Source organism: Plantactinospora sp. B5E13, from assembly GCF_039871775.1.
Lineage (GTDB): Bacteria > Actinomycetota > Actinomycetes > Mycobacteriales > Micromonosporaceae > Plantactinospora.
Window position 1 is genome coordinate 67,889 of sequence record NZ_JBDPLT010000009.1, and the last position, 19,504, is coordinate 87,392.

General features: G+C 71.5%; 21 protein-coding genes. 8 read left to right on the forward strand and 13 right to left on the reverse strand.

Going from position 1 to position 19,504, the window contains the following annotated elements:
* Position 1 precedes the first annotated feature (1 nt).
* Positions 2–625, reverse strand: a complete 624-nt coding sequence (locus ABGB05_RS11010; RefSeq protein WP_347653245.1) for a disulfide bond formation protein DsbA — start codon at positions 623–625, stop codon at positions 2–4.
* A 683-nt stretch (positions 626–1,308) separates the two neighbouring features.
* On the opposite strand from ABGB05_RS11010, the gene ABGB05_RS11015 reads away from it, so the two are divergent.
* Entirely contained in the window at positions 1,309–2,121 is an 813-nt protein-coding gene (locus tag ABGB05_RS11015) for a helix-turn-helix transcriptional regulator (RefSeq protein ID WP_347653138.1), read from the forward strand.
* Positions 2,118–2,300 (forward strand): DUF397 domain-containing protein, encoded by a 183-nt coding sequence (locus ABGB05_RS11020; RefSeq protein WP_347653246.1) that lies wholly within the window; start codon positions 2,118–2,120, stop codon positions 2,298–2,300. Before ABGB05_RS11015 ends, ABGB05_RS11020 begins: the two co-directional genes overlap by 4 nt.
* 33 nt (positions 2,301–2,333) lie before the next feature.
* Here ABGB05_RS11020 and ABGB05_RS11025 read toward each other — a convergent pair whose 3' ends face one another.
* From ABGB05_RS11025 to ABGB05_RS11050, 6 genes are all read right to left on the reverse strand, one after another.
* Complete coding sequence (locus ABGB05_RS11025) at positions 2,334–2,537, reverse strand: DUF952 domain-containing protein (protein WP_347653139.1); 204 nt, start codon at positions 2,535–2,537, stop codon at positions 2,334–2,336.
* A gap of 4 nt (positions 2,538–2,541) precedes the next feature.
* Positions 2,542–3,270, reverse strand: coding sequence for a hypothetical protein (locus ABGB05_RS11030; RefSeq protein WP_347653140.1), 729 nt, complete (start codon positions 3,268–3,270; stop codon positions 2,542–2,544).
* A 20-nt stretch (positions 3,271–3,290) separates the two neighbouring features.
* Positions 3,291–4,013, reverse strand: a complete 723-nt coding sequence (locus tag ABGB05_RS11035; protein ID WP_347653141.1) for a hypothetical protein — start codon at positions 4,011–4,013, stop codon at positions 3,291–3,293.
* Between the two features lie 135 nt (positions 4,014–4,148).
* The gene (locus tag ABGB05_RS11040; protein ID WP_347653142.1) at positions 4,149–4,613 is read right to left on the reverse strand and encodes a hypothetical protein; all 465 of its coding nucleotides are present in this window, start codon (positions 4,611–4,613) and stop codon (positions 4,149–4,151) included.
* A gap of 38 nt (positions 4,614–4,651) precedes the next feature.
* Positions 4,652–5,578: a TIGR04222 domain-containing membrane protein gene (locus tag ABGB05_RS11045; RefSeq protein WP_347653143.1), complete on the reverse strand. Its 927-nt coding sequence runs from the start codon at positions 5,576–5,578 to the stop codon at positions 4,652–4,654.
* A gap of 178 nt (positions 5,579–5,756) precedes the next feature.
* Positions 5,757–6,257 carry a hypothetical protein gene (locus ABGB05_RS11050; RefSeq protein ID WP_347653144.1) on the reverse strand — a complete coding sequence of 167 codons (501 nt, stop codon included), beginning with the start codon at positions 6,255–6,257 and terminating at the stop codon, positions 5,757–5,759.
* A 254-nt stretch (positions 6,258–6,511) separates the two neighbouring features.
* Here ABGB05_RS11050 and ABGB05_RS11055 point away from each other — a divergent pair, with 254 nt between their 5' ends.
* Complete coding sequence (locus ABGB05_RS11055) at positions 6,512–7,360, forward strand: hypothetical protein (RefSeq protein ID WP_347653145.1); 849 nt, start codon at positions 6,512–6,514, stop codon at positions 7,358–7,360.
* A gap of 31 nt (positions 7,361–7,391) precedes the next feature.
* On the opposite strand, the gene ABGB05_RS11060 is transcribed toward ABGB05_RS11055, so the two are convergent.
* Entirely contained in the window at positions 7,392–7,628 is a 237-nt protein-coding gene (locus ABGB05_RS11060) for a hypothetical protein (RefSeq protein WP_347653146.1), read from the reverse strand.
* 348 nt (positions 7,629–7,976) lie between these two features.
* Between ABGB05_RS11060 and ABGB05_RS11065 the strand changes: the two genes are divergently transcribed.
* Both ABGB05_RS11065 and ABGB05_RS11070 read left to right on the forward strand, forming a co-directional pair.
* Entirely contained in the window at positions 7,977–11,639 is a 3,663-nt protein-coding gene (locus ABGB05_RS11065) for a discoidin domain-containing protein (RefSeq protein ID WP_347653147.1), read from the forward strand.
* Between the two features lie 185 nt (positions 11,640–11,824).
* Entirely contained in the window at positions 11,825–12,991 is a 1,167-nt protein-coding gene (locus ABGB05_RS11070) for a DUF418 domain-containing protein (RefSeq protein ID WP_347653148.1), read from the forward strand.
* Between the two features lie 21 nt (positions 12,992–13,012).
* Here ABGB05_RS11070 and ABGB05_RS11075 read toward each other — a convergent pair whose 3' ends face one another.
* From ABGB05_RS11075 to ABGB05_RS11085, 3 genes are all read right to left on the reverse strand, one after another.
* On the reverse strand, positions 13,013–13,522 hold the full coding sequence (locus ABGB05_RS11075; RefSeq protein WP_347653149.1) for a hypothetical protein: 510 nt from the start codon (positions 13,520–13,522) through the stop codon (positions 13,013–13,015).
* Between the two features lie 41 nt (positions 13,523–13,563).
* Complete coding sequence (locus tag ABGB05_RS11080; protein ID WP_347653150.1) at positions 13,564–13,953, reverse strand: hypothetical protein; 390 nt, start codon at positions 13,951–13,953, stop codon at positions 13,564–13,566.
* Between the two features lie 72 nt (positions 13,954–14,025).
* Positions 14,026–15,045, reverse strand: coding sequence for a DUF4034 domain-containing protein (locus tag ABGB05_RS11085; protein ID WP_347653151.1), 1,020 nt, complete (start codon positions 15,043–15,045; stop codon positions 14,026–14,028).
* Positions 15,046–15,282: 237 nt separating this feature from the next.
* On the opposite strand from ABGB05_RS11085, the gene ABGB05_RS11090 reads away from it, so the two are divergent.
* The gene (locus ABGB05_RS11090; RefSeq protein ID WP_347653152.1) at positions 15,283–15,945 is read left to right on the forward strand and encodes an RNA polymerase sigma factor; all 663 of its coding nucleotides are present in this window, start codon (positions 15,283–15,285) and stop codon (positions 15,943–15,945) included.
* Positions 15,946–16,007: 62 nt separating this feature from the next.
* Complete coding sequence (locus tag ABGB05_RS11095) at positions 16,008–16,775, forward strand: hypothetical protein (protein ID WP_347653153.1); 768 nt, start codon at positions 16,008–16,010, stop codon at positions 16,773–16,775.
* Positions 16,776–16,901: 126 nt separating this feature from the next.
* Here ABGB05_RS11095 and ABGB05_RS11100 read toward each other — a convergent pair whose 3' ends face one another.
* Positions 16,902–18,140: an SGNH/GDSL hydrolase family protein gene (locus ABGB05_RS11100; RefSeq protein ID WP_347653154.1), complete on the reverse strand. Its 1,239-nt coding sequence runs from the start codon at positions 18,138–18,140 to the stop codon at positions 16,902–16,904.
* 148 nt (positions 18,141–18,288) lie between these two features.
* Complete coding sequence (locus tag ABGB05_RS11105) at positions 18,289–18,972, reverse strand: hypothetical protein (RefSeq protein WP_347653155.1); 684 nt, start codon at positions 18,970–18,972, stop codon at positions 18,289–18,291.
* Between the two features lie 198 nt (positions 18,973–19,170).
* Here ABGB05_RS11105 and ABGB05_RS11110 point away from each other — a divergent pair, with 198 nt between their 5' ends.
* On the forward strand, positions 19,171–19,503 hold the full coding sequence (locus ABGB05_RS11110; protein WP_347653156.1) for a hypothetical protein: 333 nt from the start codon (positions 19,171–19,173) through the stop codon (positions 19,501–19,503).
* Position 19,504 lies beyond the last annotated feature (1 nt).

Below are 19,504 nucleotides of genomic sequence, written 5' to 3' on the forward strand. Positions count from 1 at the left end.
GTCAGCCGGGCAGGTCGAGCTGCGGCGGGGCGTGTGGTGGGCCCTTCAGCTCGTGAAAGCCGGGCACCCCGGCCACCAGCAGCGTGCCGTCCCAGAGTCGGCCGGCCTCCTCCCCCACCGGGATCCGGGAGATCACCGGGCCAAAGAACGCCACCCGCCGCCCGTCCGGGCCGGTCGCGGCGACGATCGGGGTGCCGACGTGCTCGCCGACCAGGGCGATCGCCTCGGCGTGCGAGGCGCGGACGGCGTCGTCGTACTCGGTGGTCTGGCCGAGGTCGGCGAGGTCGGTCGGCAGGCCGGCGGAAGCCAGCGCGGCGTGCAGGTCGCCAAGCCAGTCCTGTCCGGCGTCCCGACCCACGGTCCAGAGTGCGGTGTAGAACCGGGCGAGCGCCTCCTGGCCGTACCGGTCGGCGACCGCCGCGCAGATCCGTACCGGCACCCAGAGGTAGCCCTCGGGGTCACCCTCCGGGTCGTCGTCGCGGCCCTCGTTGAGCACGGAGAGGCTCATCAGGTGCCACCGCAGTTCGACCGGTCGGACCTTCGCCACCTCCAGCAGCCAGCGTGAGGTGGTCCAGGTGTACGGGCAGGACGGGTCGAACCATAGATCCACTGTGCTGCGTTCCACCGGTCTCCTCTCTCCGGCCGCCCAGCCTAGGCCACGTCGATGCTGGGCGATGCGCGGTCGGGGCCGGACCCAGCCGAGGAAGCGGGCGTGCAGCACGGCCGGGTCCGGTCCGGGGTCCGGGTTGAGTTCGCGCAGGTCGGCCATTGCCTCCTGGAGCATGGTGGCGAGCAGTACCGACAGTCCGACCGGGTCGGCGACGTAGTCGAGCGGCAGCAGGGTCCGCGCGGTCAGGCACGGCCAGTCGGTGCCGCAGACCCGGCACAACCAGGTCGGCCTGCGCGGCTGGTGGCGGGCTCCGCCCGACTCGACCACCTCCGGGGTACGTCGACCGGCCCGCCCCACCTGGTCCGCCCACCGGCCCTGGTGTCGGCTCCGGTCCCGGGCCGGGTCGACGCGGTGCCGCTCCTCCGGTGCGCTGTCCGGCATGGCCGACCTCCTGACTGTTCGACTGCTGTGGGTGGGGGCGGGGGCCGCCTCGGGTGTGGGGAAGGGTCTCCGACGGCCCCCGCGCGGTCCCGCCCGTCCTCGTGCCGGTACTGGATCCGAACGGTCCCGCTTGGTGACACTCTGCTGTCCGGTGCCCTACGGTCGGAAGGCATCGACCGTGCTCACGGCGTACCGGTGTCAGCGGCGTGATCACGGCGTGTTCCTGGTGGTGACCATCGGAAGACTGTGGAGGAACTGTGGCGACCGACCCGAAACCCACGTCAGACCTGATCCGTGAGCAGCTCCGCCGGATGCGTACCGCCGCCGGGCTGACCCAGGAGGAGTACGGCCGGCGGGCCAACTACGCACCCTCGACGGTGTCGGCGGTCGAGTTGGGCACCCGGCCACTGGAGGAGCTCTATCTGACCCGGGCCGACATGGTGCTCGGCACCGGAGACCTCTTCGTCTCGCTGCTGCGGCTGGCCGCCCGGGACGGCGAACCGATCTGGTTCCGGCCCTGGTTGGACGCGGAACGCGCCGCGACCCAACTCCGCTCGTTCCAGCCGAACCTGATCCCCGGGCTGTTGCAGACCGAGGCGTACGCCCGTGCGGTGATCCGGGGCGACGTCACGCTCACCGACGAGCAGGTGGAGACCCTGGTCGCCGCCCGGCTGGCCCGGCAGGCGATCCTGGACCGGGAGCAGCCGCCGCAGTTCACCGCCGTGATCGACGAGGCGGCGCTGCACCGGTTCACCGAGGAGCACGCCGCGATGATGGTCGAGCAGCTCACCCACCTGATCGACCGGGCCCGACAGCCGAACGTGAACGTGCACGTGATCCCACGCCAGGTCGGCCTGCACGTCGGCCTGGAGGGCCCGTTCGTGCTCGCCTGGTCGGAGGAGGGCGGCTGGGTCGGCTTCCAGGACAACCAGCTCGGCGGCACGGTGGCGGAGCGGACCGTGGAGGTGGAGACCCTGCTGGTTAGATGGGAGAGTGTCCGGAGCGTCGCCCTGCCCACCTGGCAGTCGATCCAACTGATCAAGGATGTGATGAAACCGTGGACACCGTGACCGGAGCCCGGTGGCGCACGTCGAGCCGCAGCGGATCCAGCGGCAACGACTGCGTCGAGGTCGCCGACAACCTGCCCGGGGTGGTGCTGGTCCGGGACAGCAAGGACCGGGCCGGTGGGCTGCTGCGCTTCACGCCGTACGCCTGGCGGGTCTTCGTCCGCGACCTCGCCGACCACTGAGCCTGACCGGATCGTCACCGCCCGCCGGTCCGGTCAGTCGGACGGCAGGGCGCTGTCCACCTGCGCGGCACCGGCGACCTGGTGGACGCTGACCACCGCGCGCAGCGGCAGTGACGCGTAGACGTGGGGGAACGGGCCGCCGTTGGGTGCGGGCTCCCACCGCAGCGTCTCCCCGAACAGCCCGGCGGACTGGAACTCGTCCCACTCGGCGGGCAGCAGGATCTTGTAGAGCAGCATCCGGTCACGATGACAGGAAGGTTTCCTCGCCACCATTCGCCGGTGTCAGTGTCGCGATCCGGTCGGCCTGGCCGCTGTATTCGGCCCACCACCAGCGCAGATAGTGCCGCAACTGCTCGGGCGTGGCCAGCCAGCCCTTGCCGGCATAGGTGAGGATGCGCTCGATTTCGCCGGGCAGCAGGGCGTAGCCGGTCGCCCCGGTCTCCGGTGCGGCCGCGTCGGCTGGGACCGGCACCGGGTCCGGGATCAGGCGTACGCGCAGGTCACGCCGCTCGAGTGCGCTGAGGACGGTCAGGTAGACCCGGGGCAGGTGGTACGCCGACACCGAGATCGCGAGGCTGGTGATGCCCAGGGCCCTGGCCCGGTCGGCGATCCACTCGGCCTGCAGGCCGGTGTTCGGTGCCGGTTCGGCCTGGACGTGCACCCCGTCGAGCCGACGCAGCCCGAGACCGCCCAGGTAGGACATGGTGATTTCCTGATAGGTCCGCTCCGCCGGGTTCCCGTTCGCCACCAGCAGGCAGCGGAGGTCAGGGTCGGTCTCCCAGCGGTCGATGGCATGGGTCAACCGCCACTGTTCGCCCTGCCCGGTCGGCACCACCACCGCGTCGAGTTTGTTGACCGAGCGCGGCAGCGCCAGGATCGCCATGATCGCTGACGTCACGTCCAGCAACTGGGCGGCGGTGAAAACGGTCAGCTCCGCCGTTCCCACCACCCGGGGAAGCGCCCCGTCCACGCGTTGTCTCCCGTCCCGGCTCAGGTCAGCAGGGCCGGTCGCAGCTCACCGCCCAGGTTGATCGCACCGACCACCCGGTCGGCCTGCGGGTCGAAGACGTGCACGCTGTTGTTGCGGCGCATCATCTCCCGGGCCGAGGGCGGGATCGGCGGCGGGTCGTCCATCGCCGCCCGGATGTCCCGGGCGGCCGCGATCAGCCGGTGCGCCAGGCCGGCGGCGTCGGTGTCCACCCGTACCCGGCCGTGTTCCCAGCCGTTCGTGTTCAGGTCGAGCACCTCGAAGACCTGGGCCAGCGGCGGGAACGGGTCGGTCACCTTGACCAGCCGCTCCGCCCGTTGGCCGAGCACCGTGACCGCCGCCGCGACCTGCGCGTACGGGTGGAGACCGCAGCGCAGCCCGAACAGCGGCCAGCGCAGGTGCGCTCCCGCCTCCCGTCCCAGCGGCCGGTAGTTCCGCCGGTCGACCACCAACCGGTAACCGGTACGCCGGTACAGTTCGGCGGCTTGGCCGAGCAGGTCCGTGTGCGCCTCGTCGGCGAACTCGCGGACGACCCTGGCCGCCACGAGCAGGCCGTCGTCGCCGTCGTCGCCGAGCAACCGGGTGACCGTGTCGACCTGGTCGGGAAACCGCACCTGGGCCCGCGCGCCGAACCGCTGCCGGACGTCCTGGAGCAGCGCCTCCTGCCGGGCCGGGTCAAACTCGACCTGCTTCTTACCACCCAGCAGACGCTGGAGCCACCGCATGTCGCCTCGTTTCCGCAGCCGCCTCGGGACCCGGCAATGCTAACGGGAGCCGGGCCGGGTCTCGTGGAGGCGGTCGTGCACCCGGATGATCACGTGGCTCGTCCCGCCGTCCGGTCCCGCCACGGTACGCATCGATCACGCGTACGGCGGCTGGCCCGCGCCCGAGGTGGGATGCGCCGGGGGCGGATAGCCCGGTGCGTACCCGCCGGGCCCGACCGGCGGAATCTGCGCGGGCGCACCATGTCCGGGTGCAGCGTGCCCCGGCACACCCGCGCCCGGCACACCCGCGCCCGGCACACCGGCTCCCGGCACGGCCGGCGGCATCGGCGCGGTGCCGTCGAACCGTACCCCGGCCCGGGTCACCTGGAAACCGACCGCCGCGACCATCGTGGTCAGTCCGCCGAGCGCCAGCACCAGCGCCCCGGTCTCCAACGCCTGCCCCTCGCGCTCGCAGGCGACCCCGGCGAACGGGTGGGACTGCGGTCCGAAGTTGTCACAGCTGTCGGCCGCGGCAACCGTCATGGCGAATCCGATCGGTGGGCCGAGGAACGCCAGCAGCATCAGCACGATGAAGACCGGATGGACTTTCGCGGGTCGCATGGGGGCGGAGTCTAATCCGATCATGCCGGCGTGTGGGGTCAGCCTCCTCCTCCGCCACCACCACAGCCACCGCCGCCACCGCCGCTGCTGCCACCGCCGCAGCCGCCACCGAGGCTCCCGTGGTCCGCGCCGCCGCTGCCGGCGTCACCGCCACCCCAGACCCCGGAACTGCCGGTCGACGTGGCAGCGGCGGCCTGCTGGCTGGCGTACACCTCGGCCGCCAACTCCGGGTCGAGGTGCTGGAGCAGACCGGCGCCGAAGAGCGCCACTCCCATCGCTGCCGCCGCCGGACCGTAGGTCCCCAACGCCGGGCGCTGGTCGGGCCGCAGATGCCGGTGACGCTCGCGCAACTGGTCCACCAGTGCCCCGACCGCGCCGTTCTTCGCGGGCATCCGGGCGACGAGTACGCAGTACCCGGCCGCGACCAGCAGCGACGCGAGGAAGAGGTAGCCGACCGGCAGGCCGTTGCCGATGCCGATCGCGAGCCGGCCGATGCCGACCGCCAGCACGGCCAGCATCACCCAGGCGCCCCGACCGGCGGAGCGTCGCGTCTTCGGGTCCAACAGCAGGCCGGCCGCCTCGAGCTCGTCGTGGATCTCGCGGGCCGCCGTCCGTGCCTTGAGGTGCGTCGCCAGCGACCGCGACGCCGTGGCGGTCTCCGCCGCCTCGTATACCGCCGCGTCGAGTCGGGTCGCGTCGTACGGCAGTGGCCGGGCCGTCACCAACGTACGCCGGTCGTCGCCGAGCCGGACCACCCCGGCTGCCCGCAACCCGGCGAGCGAGGTGTAGATGGCGAGCTGCTCACCGGCGTTGAGATAGCCGACCTGCTCGGGCCGTAGCTGGTCGACATCCAGCCGGACCGGCCGGCTGACCGTTCGCCGGCGGTGGGCCAGCCCGGCGGCGAAGACCGCACCGGCGACCCCGAGGTACGCCCAGACGAACATCGGAATCGAGAGGTGCCACATCGGGGACTCCCTCCAGTCGGAAAGGGATGTGTGGTCAGTGTGAATCGGCGTGGCCGGACGCCGGCCCGGCGTGATGTCTCGGAACGGTGATGTCGGCGGTCGAACCGGTCGCCATCCGCCGGTCCGACCGCCGGGCCGTGACGTCCCGGACAACCGCCGGCACGCCACGCGGACAGGCTCAACTCACCGCGGGCGATCCGGTCAGGGCCCGGGACTTGTCACCCTTGCCGTCCAGGTTGAAGTTGAAGATGACCACCGCGTCGCTGGTCCAGCCCCCGGTCGAGGACGACGTCACCGTCGCGGTGGTGCAGGTGACCCGGGGGTTCTGGTAGCGGTTCATGGTGTCCGTGAAGTCGCACCACCTGGTGGCCTTGTTGGCGTCGTTCTTTTCCAGTCGGGCGTGCACCTTGAACAGGTCCCAGGTGGATCCCTTGTACGCACTGGCCTGCTCGATGAGCACGTACGCGTAACGCGAGTTGCCGTTCTTCACCACACACGTCTTCATCGCGACGTTGGTGACCACCGGCGCTGTCTGGTACTGGTACGCGGAACACCGTGTCGTCGGTGCGGCGGCGGCCGGAGTGGCGGTGGCGGCGACCGCCGACAGGGCCAGCAGCGGGGTGGTGAGCAGGGCGGCGGTTCTGGGACTCGGGCGCAGAAACTTCCAGGTGGCAGGCACGATAGGACTCCGATGTAGAGTGTCGCAGCCACGGGCTGGACCACGTCGCCGACGCGGCCGCGTCGGCGTGGAACACACTGAACCATCTGCCCGAGCGAATGTCTCCGGCCCGACGGCAACCTTGAGTGAATCTTGTGCCTCAGTGGCGCGAGTCGATGGACGGTCCTTCGTATCCTGATTCCGGAACGGTTCGAGCTCGCGCCCCGGACGGCGGCGTATCGGTTACCGACGACCACAACAGACCGGGGGGGACCATGTCCGAGCAGGCGACCGGTCCGCTGCCGCCGAGCCCCGTCCGGACCTCCCGCCGGTGGCGGTTGTCCGCACCGTGGCTGGTGGTGCTCGGCGCGGTCATCCTGGTCGCGGTCGTCGCGGCGACCCTGGCGTCACCGAACGCCAACTTCTATCCGCTCATGTCCTACAGCGACCTGCAGACCGACGAGGAAAGGTACAAGGACCTGAAGATGGGTCTGTTCATGGCCCACACGTCCGGCTTCTTCTGGGGTCAGTTCGTCGCACTGTTCCTCGGTGTGTTCCTCGCGGCACGCCTGCCCGGCACGTCCCGGGCGTTGGCGGCGGCTGTGCCGGCCGGTGTACTGCTCGCCGCGGCGAACCTCGTGGTCGCTTGGTGGACCGCCTCCGACACCCGGGACTCACTCGCCTGGTACGCGGAGAACGTCCCGGCCTGGGGACTCTCCGCGGATCCGCTCGCCGACAACGGCTTTCCGCACATGTTGACCGCCACGCTGGCCGGCTACCCGCTCGCGGCGGTCGCCGGCGTGGGCCTCGGCACACTGGCCGCCCCACTGCTCCGCGGGCCGGCAGTCGCCACGACCCTGCTCGCCATCGTCACCGTGACACCGTACAGCGTGCTCACCCTGATCTTCGGTATCGTCGCCGCGACCGAGGACGACGAGCCCGTCGCGCTGTTCGGCGCGCTCGCGCTCCTGCCGCCGGCGCCGGTCATCCCCGCGGTGATCCGCTCCTCCCTCGGTGATCACGGCGGGGCGTTCGTCATCACGATGCTGGTCAGCGGCGCGGCCTGGGCGGCGCTCCTGCTCACCGCCGGCCGCCTGGCCGAGTCCCGCCGGGCACGGGCGTAGGGATCGGCTCCCTCCCCAGGTCGGTGGTCGGTCAGAACCACTGCCGGACCTGGACCGTCGCCCCGCCACCGTTGTCGCCGAGACTCCCGTCGTTGAACGAGAAGACCAGGTCGGCGTCGAGGTCGGCCGAGCCGAGGAAGAGCATGCACCCGCTCTCGGCGCCGATCGGGAACCAGCGGCCGGGGCCGTACGTCGCCCCGGTCCGCTGCAGCCACATCGCGCCCTGGATGACCTTCGCGACCAGCGCGTAGCGGGGCGCGCCCGGCACGGCCGGAGGCAAGGACCGACGTCCGTCCGGGATTGATGAATGCAGGTGTCTCCACTGTTGACTCATCGATAGCATGTCTGCAACATTTGAACGAGCCCACGCAAGTTCCAGACACAGGGCTGCTCCATAACGCTTCAACCTCCGTAATTCTCGTACAGTCGCTCCGTACGCCTTCCCTGGCCGCGCGGGAGGACCTGGCCTCGCGGGGCCGCGGCGGCGGTGGACAGGCGGACGGGCGGCGCCCTCGCCGGCCCCCCGGGCGGCGAGCGGCGACCGGACCAGACGCCGACCAGGTCCGGTCCCCGCGCACCACCCCGCGTCGGTTCCGACCAGCGCCGAAGGAAGGCCATGAGCCACCAACCACCACCGCAGCCCCGTCCGCCCCACCGAACGAGCCGGCCACGGATCCGGCCACGCCTGCTCGCCGCCCCCCTCGCGGCGGTGACGATGCTGGCCGGGGTCCTCACCGCCAGCCCGGCCTCCGCCCGCCCCGACCCCGGCAACGGCTCACCGCAGCGGGCCCAGATCGCGGTCGCCGCCACCCTCACCGCCAGCAGCTCGCACCCCGAATACCCGGTGAGCAACGCGGCTGACGGCAACCAGGCCAGCTACTGGGAGAGCGGCGGCGGCAACTTCCCGCACTGGATCCAGGCCGACCTCGGTGCGCCGAGCACCGCGAACCGCATCGTGCTCAAGCTGCCGGCCGCCAACTGGGGCACCCGGACCCAGACCCTCTCCGTCCAGTCCGGCGACAACCCCAACAACCTCGCCACCCTGGTCGCCGCCGCCGGCTACACCTTCAACCCGGACAGCGGCAACACGGTCAGCATCACGCTGCCCACGACCACCACCCGCTACCTGCGGCTGCAGATCACCGCCAACACCGGCTGGCCGGCCGCGCAGCTCGCCGAGTTCGAGGTGCACGGCCCGACCGGCGGCACCGACACCCAGCCGCCCAGTCAGCCGACGAACCTCGCCTACACCCAGCCGGCCAGCGGGCAGATCCGGCTCAGCTGGAACGCGTCAAGCGACAACGTCGGCGTCGTCGGTTACGACGTCTACGCCAACGGGGCGCTGCGCGGCAACGTCGGCGGCAGCGTGCTGACGTACACCGACAGCCAGCCGGCGAGCGCCACGGTCTCGTACCACGTCCGGGCCCGGGACGCGGCCGGCAACCTCTCGCCGCCGAGCAACACCGTCACCCGGACCGGCAGCGGTGACGGCGGCACGAACCTGGCGCTCGGCAAGCCGATCACCGCGTCGTCGACCGTGCACACCTTCGTCGCGGCGAACGCCAACGACAACAGCGTCTCGACGTACTGGGAGGGGGCCGGCGGGGCATACCCGAGCCAGCTCACCGTGCAACTCGGCGCGAACGCCTCGATCACCTCGGTCCAGGTCCGGCTGAACCCCGACGCGTCCTGGGGCCCACGGAGCCAGACCATCCAGGTGCTCGGCCGGGAGCAGAACGCCAGCAGCCTCACCAGCCTCTCCCCCGCCACCCTCTACAACTTCGACCCGGCCAGCGGCAACAGCGTGACCATCCCGGTCAGCGCCACCGCCGCCGACGTCCGGCTCTCGATCACCTCGAACTCGGGCGCGCCGGCCGGACAGGTCGCCGAGTTCGTCGTCCTCGGCACCCCGGCACCGAACCCGGACCTGACCGTCACCGCCGCCACCTGGAGCCCGGCGACCCCGGTCGAGACCGACAACATCACCGTGTCGGCGACGGTCCGCAACGCCGGCAGCGCCGCGTCCGCCGCCAGCAACGTCAACTTCTACCTGGGTACGACCCGGGTCGGCACCGCCACCGTCGGCGGCCTGGCGGCCGGGGCGACCAGCACCGTCACCGCGAACATCGGCCCCCGCACCGCCGGCGCCCACCAGCTCACCGCCCGGGTCGACGAGGACAACACCGTCGTCGAACTGAACGACAGCAACAACGGCTACACCAACCCGTCGAGCCTGACGGTGAACCCGGTCGCCAGCTCCGACCTGGTCGGCACGGTCAGCTGGACGCCGAGCAATCCGTCACCCGGCGCCACGGTGACCTTCTCGGTGACCATCCGCAACCAGGGCACCGTCGCCTCGGCCGGCGGGGCGCACGGCATCACCGTCACCCTGCTCAACGCCACCGGCGGCACGGTACGCACCCTGACCGGGTCGTACACCGGGGCGATCGCGGCCGGGGGCGGCAGCACCCCGGTCAACCTCGGCACCTGGACCGCCGCGAACGGCCGGTACACCGTCCGGACCGTACTCGCCGCCGACGGCAACGAACTGCCGGTCAAGCAGGGCAACAACACAAGCGAGAGCCCGTTCTTCGTCGGCCGGGGCGCCAACCTGCCGTACGAGATGTACGAGGCCGAGGACGGCGTACTCGGCGGCGGGGCGGCGGTCGTCGGACCGAACCGGACCATCGGCGACCTCGCCGGTGAGGCGTCCGGCCGGCGGGCGGTAACCCTCAACACCACCGGCGCGTACGTCGAGTGGACCACCCGGGCGGCGACGAACACCCTGGTCACCCGCTTCTCCATCCCGGACGCCCCGGGTGGCGGCGGGCAGAACTCGACGATCAACATCTACGTCGACGGCGCCTTCCACAAGGCCCTGCCGCTGACCTCCCGGTACGCCTGGCTCTACGGCAACGAGGCGAGCCCGAACAACTCGCCCGGTTCCGGCGGGCCCCGGCACATCTACGACGAGGCGAACATCATGCTCGACTCGTCGGTCCCGGCCGGCAGTCGGATCCGACTGCAGAAGGACCCGGCGAACACCACCACGTACGCGATCGACTTCATCAACACCGAGCAGGTCTCGCCGCGCGCCAACCCGGACCCGGCCCGCTACGTCACGCCGACCGGTTTCGGCCACCAGGACGTGCAGAACGCCCTGGACCGGGTACGGATGGACACCACCGGCAACCTGGTCGGCGTCTACCTGCCGGCGGGCACCTACAGCACCGCCCAGAAGTTCCAGGTGTACGGCAAGGCGGTCAAGGTGGTCGGCGCGGGCATCTGGTACACCCGCTTCACCACCCCGTCCGGGCAGGAGAACACCGACGCCGGCTTCCGGGTGGAGGGCTCGGCGAACGGCTCCTCCTTCGAACACCTCGCCTTCTTCGGCAACTACGTGAGCCGGATCGACGGCCCCGGCAAGGTCTGGGGCGAGCTGACCAACGTCTCGGACCTGACCTTCGACAACGTCTGGGTCGAGCACACCGTCTGCATGTTCTGGGGTGTGCACGTCAGCAACATCACGATCACCAACTCGCGGATCCGCAACACCTTCGCCGACGCGATCAACATGACCAACGGCAGCACGAACAACCTGGTCAGCAACGTCGAGGGGCGGGGCAACGGCGACGACGCCTTCGCGCTGTTCTCGGCCACCGACTCCGGCGGCGGGGCCAACACCGGCAACGTCTTCGAGAACCTGACCGCGACGCTGACCTGGCGGGCGGCCGGAGTGGCGGTGTACGGCGGCCAGAACAACATCTTCCGCAACATGTACATCGCCGACCAGCTCACCTACTCCGGCATCACCATCAGCTCGCTGGACTTCGGATATCCGTTCATCGGGTTCGGGCCGGGGCTGACCCGGGTCGAGAACGCCTCGATCGTCCGGGCCGGCGGTCACTTCTGGGGAGCGCAGACCTTCCCGGCGATCTGGGTCTTCGCCGCCTCGAAGGAGATGCGCGGCATCCGGGTCACCGACGTGGACATCGTCGACCCGACGTACCACGGCATCATGTTCCAGACCAAGTACAACGGCAGCCAGCCGGAGAACGCGGTCACCGACACCATCTTCACCAACATCTCGATCAGCGGGGCGCAACGCAGCGGGGACGCGTACGACGCCAAGTCCGGCTTCGGGATCTGGGCCAACGAGATGCCCGAGCCGGGCCAGGGCCCGGCGGTCGGCACCGCGGTCTTCAACAACCTGCGGATGAGCAACAACCACCAGAACATCCGCAACACGACGTCCACCTTCACCATCACCGTCAACTGACCGGTGGGGGCCCTTCCCGTCGTTTCCGGGAAGGGCCCCACCCCACACTTCCGTCCTCCACCCCAGGCACCCGACGCCCGCCGGACATCCGTCGAAAGCGGTACGTCGGATTCGGTGCTCCGGACGACGTACCGGACCGATCGGCAGGCGACGCTGGGCGGACGTAACCAACGGGGAGTGTGACGATGGAAGCCACCCTGCCGACCACCCGCCACGAGCGGTCAGGCACCAGCCGGCTGGTGCTGTTGGACGTCCTGCGCGGGGTGGCCATCCTCGGCACGCTCGGCACGAACGTCTGGATCTTCACGCATCCGGCCGGCGAGTACGGCGTACTCGTCGACACCGGCAGCGTGGCGACGCTGGCCGACAATCCGGTCGAGACGGCGTTCCGGTTCCTCGCCAACGGCAAGTTCCTGGCGATGCTGACGATCCTGTTCGGGGTCGGGCTGGCAATCCAGTACGACTCGGCGGCACGCCGCGGCGACCGCTGGCCCGGCCGCTATCCGCTCCGGGCCGGGCTACTCTTCCTCGAGGGGACCCTGCACTTCCTGCTGGTCTTCGCCTTCGACGTGCTGATGGGGTACGCCGTCGCCGCGCTCGTGGTGGCCCGGTTGCTGGCCCGCTCCGCACGGATCCAGGCGGCGGCGATGTGGGTCGCCGGCGGACTGCACCTGGCGCTGATGCTGCTCGGCACCGTCGCACTGATCACCGCCCCGACCTCGACACCGACGACGGACGGCAGGCTGGCCACGTTGTTCAGCTCCGGAAGCTACCCCGACCAGGTCAGATTCCGACTGGACAACATGCTCGCGCTGCGGATCGAGCCGATCATCACCTTCGGTCTGCTGCTCTTCCTCTTCCTGCTCGGCGTACGCCTGTTCCGGGCCGGCGCGTTCGGCACCGACGAGGCCGGGCGCCGGATCCGCCGCCGGCTGGCCTGGTACGGGCTCGGTCTCGGCCTGCCGCTGAACCTCGCGACCACCCTCGCCGGACCGGACCTGTTCCTGATCGACCGGTACGTCCTGCCACCCCTGGTCACCCTCGGCTACCTGGGGCTGGTGGGCACCCTGCTGGACCGGGCGACCCGCCCCGGGCCGGTTGCCACCGGACTCACCGCGGTCGGGCGTACCGCCCTCTCCTGCTACGTCCTGCAGAACCTGGTCTGCGCGGTCCTCTGCTACGGCTGGGGTCTCGGGCTCGCCGCGACCTTCTCCGACGCCGGCCCGTGGTGGGTCCTGGGACTGTGGGCGGCGGTCTGCGCCGGGCTCGTCGGCACCGCCCGGCTATGGCTGCGCCGCTTCGCCCAGGGACCACTCGAGGCCGCCCAGAAGGCGCTGCTCGCCCGGGGATAGCCGCGCGGCCAGGAACCCCGGTCAGGACTCGGTGTACGCGGCCAGGCCGAGCGCGGAGCGGACCGCGCCGGCCTGCTTCGCTCCGCTGTGCCGGATCGCGGCGTTGACCGCGTCGAGCAACTCGGCCGCGGTTTCCGCCCGGGCCGCTCGTTCCCACTCACGTTGGGCCGCGTCGGTTTCCCGCAGCAGCGCCGTCACCGGTTCCCGGACCCGGGCCGGCCAGGTGGTGTCCCGCAGCGCCCGGCCGTGCGTCCTGTTCGCCGCCGCCACCTTCGCCGCCAACGGGCGCAACGCCGTCCAGGCCCGACCGGCCTGGGCCGCCGACTCGAACGCCTCCAACGCGGTGTTGTACGGCCGCACGATTTCGAGGTAACGGGCCCTGGCCCGGCCCAGGCTGAGCGCGACCGGAGCGCTGGTAGGACCCGACTCCGGGGTGGCCGACGGCGCGGCAGCCACCCAGGACGGCCCGGCCGGGGTGCCGTCGCCGCCGCAGCCGGCGACGAGCAGCGCCACCGCCAGACCGCCGGTCAATCCGCCCAGGACGACTGACCGGTGGCCCGCCCGAGTCGGTGTCACCCCGCGGCCGGGCCCAGGCACAGGATGAAGCCCTTGCTGAACCGCCGGCCGTCCTGGAAGAAGGACATCTCGGCGGTGGGGTGGTCGGCGCAGGAGTCCTCGGTGTAGTCGGCCTCGGTCTTGTCCCCCAGCCGGGCCAGCACCTTCCACTGCGCGGCGGCGTCGGTGCACTCGACGGTGTGCAGGGTCTCGGCCGTCTCGCCCGCCATGCAGTCACCGACCTTGGCCTGGTTGGGCTCGTCCAGTCCGAAGTAGATGGCGAACGGTGCCACCAGGATGGCGATCCCGAAGAGGATCACCCGGAACTTGCTGACCGGCCGAAGGTTACGGAACCAGGTGCCGAACGACTTCTTCTGTTGCTGGGGCGGCCCGGAGAACTCGGACATCTGTGTGTGACTCCGTCAGGATCGATCGGGCCGGCCGGGAGGCGGCCGGACCGGTACGGGTTGAAAGAGGGGTTACTGTGGTTCTTCGTGTCGGTTCGCGATCGCGATGTCCCGCCAGGTAGCGAACCGCCCGGCCGGGTCGCGGCCGCTGGAGTAGTACCAGGGCCAGTCCGTCACCCTGTCCCCGATGACGTCGAAGACGGCAGCCGCCGCCGGGTAGTCCTCAGCGAAGGAGAACGCGAGCGCGAACGAGTTGAACGGGCTGGGCCAGCCCGGGCGGCGCCGGTAGTCGGGGTGCCAGATCGACTTTCCGGCCGCCGCCCGCAGCTCGGCCCGCACCTGCGGGCTCATGATGTACGGGTCCTTCTCCTCGCTGGGTAGGTCCAGCCAGTGTTCGATGTGCGCCACCACGACGAGTTCGGGCAGTAGGCTCCCGACCGGCGCCTTCTCGGCCGCCGTACGGGCGAAGTCGAACATCTCCTCGGTGCTGCCGGACCACTTCCGGCAGAGGAACTGCAACATCTGCTGGTGGGCGACCTGGTGCGTCGGGTGTCGGCGCACCACCTGGTCGAACCGGTGCATTGCCTCGTCCCGGCCGACCTGCCGGCCTCGGGCCGAGGTCACCAGGAATGTCCACGCCGTCGTGTCGTCCGGATCCCGCTCCACCACCTCGTCGAGACAGTTCTCCGCCAACCGCAGCCGATCGAAGAAGCCCTCGAACTGGCGCTGGCTGGTGTTGCTCGCCGTGGCACCACCCCGGGCCTCCCAGGCCCAGTAGACGGCGTGGCAACCCCGGACCAGCAGCGGCAACGTGGAGTGCGGCTCGGCCTTGATCCACTCCTCGATCCAGTCCTGTACGTCATCGACGCCGGCGCAGATGCCCAGGTAGAACGCCCGGTCGTCCGGATGTGTGACGGTGTTCAGGAAATCACGGGCAGTCACCCAGTCCCGCCGCTCCAGCGCCGTACGCAGGTGCCGAGCGGCCGGATCCCCCCGGTCCTTGTCGATCGGCGGCGCGGGCGGCGTGGCGGCGGCGCCGGTGGCGGCGCTGGTGGCGCCCGCCTCCGCCCGCCTCCTGCGGAACGGCCACATCAGCATCTCCTCCCCGTTGATGACGGGTGCCGAGGCTAGCGGGTGATCGACTCTGCCGCGACCCCGGGTTTCCGCTGGCCAGCGGGGGAGCGGCAGCGGGCTGGATCGTGTTACACGAACCCGCCGATTTGACGTGTGGAGATTTGTCACTGAACGGCTGGAGGGCCGGCGACTTGCCTGGATGAGCGGTCGGCACCTAGCGTAGGATCGCCATCACCATAGACAAGGAAGCAACCGGTGCCGATCGTCCCGAACGACCTGGCCGAGACGGTCCGGTCGGCGCAGGACGGCGACGAGGATGCCTTCCGCCTGCTCTACCGCACTCTCCAGCCGGGATTACTACGGTATCTGACCGTGCTGGTCGGCGCCGACGCCGAGGACGTGGCCTCCGAGACCTGGCTACAGATCGCCCGAGACCTCGGCACCTTTGTCGGCGGCCCGGGCTTCCGGGCCTGGGCGACCCGGATCGCCCGTAACCGGGCGCTGGACCACCTACGGCACCAGCGACGTCGTCCGACCCTGTCGGTGCCGGTCGAGGCGCTCGCCGACCTGCCCTCCGTCGAGGACACCGCCGAACGGGCCAGTGAGGGGCTAGGCACCGACGCCGCCATCGCGCTGATCGCCACCCTCCCCCAGACCGAGGCTGAGGCAGTCCTGTTACGCGCCGTCATCGGCCTAGACGCCGAGAGTACGGCCCGTGTGCTGGGCAAGCGCCCCGGAGCCGTCCGTACGGCCGCCCACCGTGGCCTGCGCCGACTGGCCCGCCTCCTGGAACAGGACGCCCAGGCCGGCGTCCCCGTCGGCGGCGCCCCGCCGGCCGAGCCGGTCGACGGGATGGCCGGCACGCCCACTGACGTACGCTCGCGCGAGGATGTCGAGGCCGGACCGGCATGGCGCTGAGAGGGATGGGAATGGGGTTCCGCCGACGCGGTCGGCTCGGGGAAGAGACGGCGGAACGCCTGTTGGACGCCGCTGCCGGCGCCTCGCGGACCGTCCGCCCGTCTGCCGGCGACGCCCCGGACCGCCGGCCGGGCGACGAGCCGGCGAGCCCGCTGACCGCTCTGCTCTCGGCCGCGGCGGCGCCGGCCCGGCCTGGTGAACTCGGCGGCGAGGACGCGGCGCTCGCCGCCTTCCGGGCCGCACGACCGGACCGCCGCGCGACGGGGGCGCCAACCGTGTCGCCGGTCCCCGACCGCCTGACGGCCGACGGCGGCGCCGCCTGGCGAGGGTGGTGGAGCGGTCCCCGGCCACGCCGCCGACCGACCCTCGGCGCGACGGCCTGGGCCGCCGCCGCCGTCGTCACGGTGACGATGGGAGTGGCGCTCGCGGCCGACCTCGGGATACCTGCCAGTACTCCGCCTGCCGGTCCGGCGCCGGTCACCGCCTCGGCGGACACCTCGGCTCCGGTCCCGACAACGCCCGCCAGCACCCCGTCCACCGCGGCCCGGACCGGGCCGACCGGAACGCCCGGGACCGCCCCGAACCCCGCCGGCCAGCCGCCGCCCTCGATCCGGGGAAAGTGCCGCAGTTACCTCGCCCGGGATGGCGCGGCAAGCGGCAAGCCGCCGGTAACCGAACTGGTCGCCGCCGCCGGCGGACCCGAGCGGGTCGGCGCGTACTGCCGTGAGCTTCTCGACAGTGACACGGGCAACGGCAACGGCAACGGCAACGGCAAACCGAAGGACAAGGACAAGGACAAGGACAAGGACAAGGACAAGGACAAAAAGTAGCGCCATCCGCCGCTTGGTCGGGGTCACCTCGATCGCCGCCGGCCCGTCCATCCTCCGCCGGATCCGACCCGGCGGTTGACCGTCAACAGCCAGCCCCCGAGCGAGGTCGACAACAGCCGGCCGGGATCATCCCCGGAACAGTTCCACCGGTACCGCTTCGGCGAGCAGCCGGTAACCGGTGGGATTGAGGTGCAGGTGGTCACCGGTGTCGACGGCGGCGCGCAGTCGACCGGGGTGGCCGGGATCCCGGACGGCCACGTCGAAGTCGAGCACCTCGTCGAACCGGCCGCTGGTCCGGATCCAGCCGTTGACCGCCTGTCGGGATGCCTCCCGGAGGCCGGTCGGGTCGTCGTAGTCACCGTGGCCGCCGAACGGGGCCAGGGTGCCGCCGTAGACCCGGATCCCCTGCGCGTGAGCCCGGGTGACGATCTGGTCGTACGCGCAGATCAGGTCGTCGGTGACCGCCTTCTGCGCGGCCTCGGTGGCGGCGGCGGTGCCGATGTCGTTGATCCCCTCGAAGACGACCAGCCACCGCACCCCGGTCTGCGCCAGCACGTCCCGGTCGAGCCGGGCCAGGGCGTTCGGGCCCAGGCCGTCGTTGAGGATCCGGTTGCCGCCGGCGCCCTGGTTGACCACCGCGACGTCGGCGGTGCCGTGGTACGCCTGCAGCCGGTCGAGCAGCTGGTCCGGCCAGCGGTCGTTGCCGTTGGTCGTGGATCCCCGGCCGTCGGTCAGCGAGTCACCGAGCATCACGACGGCGGTGGCTGGCGACCCGGACACCTCCAGGCCGCCGAGGAAGTACCAGTGTTCGACCGGAGTGGCCCCGGGCAGGTCGGTCTCCTCGACGTGGTGGCCGCCGAGCAGATGCGAGGTGGTCCGGGAGCCCGGGTGTGAGGTCACCTCGGTCGCCGGGTGCCCCTGCGCCAGGTGGAGGGTGACGGTCAGGTTCGACCGGGCGGGGATCGGCAGGTCGACCGGATCCGAGACCAGCTGCGCGCCGGCCGGGACGGTGGCGCAGCGCCGGCCGCCGAACGTGACCGGTCGGGTGGTGCCGGGTTCGGTGCCGCTGGCTCCGGCCCGGCCGCCGGCGGGCAACGCCACCGCGGTCGCCGCGATCACCAGCGGCGCCCGGCCGAAGGTGTTGGACAGTCGGAGCCGCAGGCGCTCGCCGCCGACCGAGACCCGTACCGTCTGACGCAGCGTGCTGTCCACCATCACCAGGTTTTCGCCGGCAAACGGCGGCGGTGGCAGGTTGGCCGGCTCGGTCAGCTGCGGCATCGCCGCCCAACTGGTCACCCACCGCCCGGCCGGCCGCCGCGCCGCCGCCGCCGTCGATCCCGGTCCGGTCCACGTCGGATCGTCCATCACGTGCACTCCTTTCGGCAGCGCACCCTGAACCGTCGCTCCGACCGGCCCGGGCGTCGACGGTGTCGGCGCCCGGCGCACCCGGAGCGGTATCCGGAACGAGCCGCCCGCCGCGGGTACCCTACCGAGTCCGGTGGACCGTCGGTGCTCAGCGCCGACAGGGCAGGAGCGTGCTGGTGGTACGGGCGGTGCGCTCGGAGCCGTCCCGGAAGCCGACCTCGGCGGTGACGACGATCTGACCGCCGGCCGCGTTGCGCGGTTCGGCGCGGAACGGTCCGAGGCTGCCGAGCCAGGATTCGCCGTCTCCGCCGAGGCTGCGGGCCGGTCGGGTACCGCTCAACGGCACCGGGGTACGTACCTCGTAGTGGAACTCCACCGTCCGGACGTCACCGGAGCCGCCCACCCGGATGGTGACCAGCGCCCAGCTCGGTTCTCCGCAGCCGTCCTGTTGCAGGCCGGCCGAGTCCTGGGACTGTCCCAACCCGCCGGTCAGGCTGACCGTCACCGTCGACCGCTGGGCCATGGTGCGAGGTCGGTTGGCCGGGGCGGAGGTGGTGGCCGGCGGCCGGGTGCTCCGGGTCGGGCCGGCAGAGCTCACGGTCGGGGTCGGTTCCGGCCCGGTCTGCGTCGCGGACGGGATGGGGGCGGCCGAGGCCGTCAGCCCGTCCTCCCAGCGTGGTGCCCCGGTACCGGTACCACCGTCACCGCCGCAGCCGGCCAGGGACGGCAGGACAACCACGCCCGCCAGGGCCAGCGCGCCAACAGTTCGGGTACGCCATTGGTCGAGAAGGTTCACCATCATCCCGTCCGTCGTCTTCGTCCAGTTCGCCACAAGCCGGGTCGACCGTAGTCCGGTTGGTCGATGCGATGCAATACGACGCAGAAAGTGGGACAAGTCCGCCTTCGTCCACAGCGGATGCGTACCGGATGACGTGGTCTGGCTGCGCCGTCTTCTTCGCGAGGGGCGGCCGGACGTTCTGTTGGGTACGTCATCCTGTTCGGGTACGGCACCGTCGTCCACGTCGTCCAGTTGGCGTCGGCATCCGGGGACCCGTACCCGTGGGCGCCGACCTGGCTCGCGCTCTACTTCGCCTCGCTGACCCTGTGGGATCCGCTCGCCGCTACCCTGCTCGCGTTCCGGCGCCGGTCCGGCCTCTACCTCGGCTGCCTGGTCCTGGTCACCGACGCCATCGCGAACGGGTACGCGAACTACCTGCTGCCCGCCGGTTCGGCGCTGTCCCGGGTGGGGCACGCGGTCATCACGCTGGCCGCGGTCGGCGCCGTCCTCACCGCACCGCGGCTGGGTCCCTGGTTGTGTCCGGCCGCCGTCGCCCCGGCCGGGCGCCCCGGCGGGATGGCCTGAC

What these genes read in the sequence shown, in the direction of transcription:
- ABGB05_RS11025 (WP_347653139.1), bottom strand. Translation starts at nt 2,537, where the DNA reads ATGCTGCTCTACAAGATCCTGCTGCCCGCCGAGTGGGACGAGTTCCAG.
- ABGB05_RS11035 (WP_347653141.1), bottom strand. Translation starts at nt 4,013, where the DNA reads ATGCGGTGGCTCCAGCGTCTGCTGGGTGGTAAGAAGCAGGTCGAGTTT.
- ABGB05_RS11040 (WP_347653142.1), bottom strand. Translation starts at nt 4,613, where the DNA reads ATGCGACCCGCGAAAGTCCATCCGGTCTTCATCGTGCTGATGCTGCTG.
- ABGB05_RS11045 (WP_347653143.1), bottom strand. Translation starts at nt 5,578, where the DNA reads ATGTGGCACCTCTCGATTCCGATGTTCGTCTGGGCGTACCTCGGGGTC.
- ABGB05_RS11055 (WP_347653145.1), top strand. Translation starts at nt 6,512, where the DNA reads ATGTCCGAGCAGGCGACCGGTCCGCTGCCGCCGAGCCCCGTCCGGACC.
- ABGB05_RS11065 (WP_347653147.1), top strand. Translation starts at nt 7,977, where the DNA reads ATGAGCCACCAACCACCACCGCAGCCCCGTCCGCCCCACCGAACGAGC.
- ABGB05_RS11070 (WP_347653148.1), top strand. Translation starts at nt 11,825, where the DNA reads ATGGAAGCCACCCTGCCGACCACCCGCCACGAGCGGTCAGGCACCAGC.
- ABGB05_RS11080 (WP_347653150.1), bottom strand. Translation starts at nt 13,953, where the DNA reads ATGTCCGAGTTCTCCGGGCCGCCCCAGCAACAGAAGAAGTCGTTCGGC.
- ABGB05_RS11085 (WP_347653151.1), bottom strand. Translation starts at nt 15,045, where the DNA reads ATGTGGCCGTTCCGCAGGAGGCGGGCGGAGGCGGGCGCCACCAGCGCC.
- ABGB05_RS11100 (WP_347653154.1), bottom strand. Translation starts at nt 18,140, where the DNA reads ATGGACGATCCGACGTGGACCGGACCGGGATCGACGGCGGCGGCGGCG.